This is a genomic window from Pedobacter sp. UBA4863 (assembly GCF_002399615.1).
Lineage (GTDB): Bacteria > Bacteroidota > Bacteroidia > Sphingobacteriales > Sphingobacteriaceae > Pedobacter.
The window spans coordinates 11,628-12,652 of record NZ_DHDZ01000034.1 but is presented as its reverse complement, the minus strand read 5'-3'; the positions used below and the strand labels follow the sequence as shown (position 1 = coordinate 12,652).

Annotated in this window: 2 protein-coding genes; both read left to right on the top strand. The window is 38.0% G+C overall.

Going from position 1 to position 1,025, the window contains the following annotated elements:
* Nucleotides 1-206: 206 nt before the first annotated feature.
* Nucleotides 207-560 carry a DUF4180 domain-containing protein gene (locus tag B3I52_RS08065; protein ID WP_293300214.1) on the top strand — a complete coding sequence of 118 codons (354 nt, stop codon included), beginning with the start codon at nt 207-209 and terminating at the stop codon, nt 558-560.
* A gap of 4 nt (nt 561-564) precedes the next feature.
* Nucleotides 565-1,005, top strand: coding sequence for a hypothetical protein (locus B3I52_RS08060; protein WP_293300213.1), 441 nt, complete (start codon nt 565-567; stop codon nt 1,003-1,005).
* Nucleotides 1,006-1,025: the final 20 nt, after the last annotated feature.

The window sequence follows — 1,025 nt, the reverse complement described above, 5'->3', positions numbered from 1 at the left end:
AATGGAGTGCCAATGCCCGGCATAGCTTGTACCGCTATCGGTAAGGGCAGGAAAGATTGCGTGCTGGCGTTGCACACTGATTATCAGGGCATAACATCCAAAACTCACGTTAATCTATAACAATTATCGTATGCCAGTCGTTAAAAAGCGACTGGCTTTTTTGTTTTAAACGGATGTAGCAAAATTCCTTTTTACTACATTTGAAAATGGAGATTTTAAAAGTAAACGACTCTACTGCAGAAATAATAGCCGACGCTTTAGTAATTAGTAAAATTGAGGATGGAGTAGATTTAATTGGAAACGTTTATTACCAAGGTTACGATAACGTGATCATGCATGAACAAAATATTACGCCCGAGTTTTTTGATTTAAGCACTAAAATGGCGGGCGAAATTTTGCAAAAATTCTCCAATTACAAAATGCGTTTAGCCATTGTAGGCAATTTTTCCAACTACCAAAGCCAAAGTTTTAAAGATTTTGTTTACGAAAGCAACAAACTAGGTCAAATCAATTTTGTAAATTCAAAATCAGCAGCCCTAAAAATTTTATCAGAACCATAAAAATATGCACCCAATATTAAGAAACATCATCGCTATTATTTCGGGAGTGGTAATTGGCAGTTTAGTAAACATGGCCATTATTATGGTAAGCGGCAGTATTATTACCGCCCCTGCTGGCGTAGATATGACCACCGAAGAAGGTTTGAAAGCAGGTATGCCACTGCTCCAACCCAAACATTTTATCTTTCCATTTTTAGCCCACGCCATTGGCACTTTTGTAGGCGCTTATATTGCAGCCCGCATAGCTACTAAAAAAAATATTTTTGCGATGATAATTGGCCTCTTCTTTTTAGCCGGAGGAATTTCTATGGTGATGATGCTGCCTTCGCCTATTTGGTTTACCATTATAGATTTAGTGGGAGCTTATTTACCTGTGGCCTATTTTGCTGGAAAAATTGCCAATGGCCCGAAAGTAACAACTGATGTAAAAAGTGACATAGCCTAACCCGTAGTGCATTATCAATA

Coding starts and splice junctions, on each gene's coding strand:
- B3I52_RS08065 (WP_293300214.1), top strand. CDS start 207: ATGGAGATTTTAAAAGTAAACGACTCTACTGCAGAAATAATAGCCGAC.
- B3I52_RS08060 (WP_293300213.1), top strand. CDS start 565: ATGCACCCAATATTAAGAAACATCATCGCTATTATTTCGGGAGTGGTA.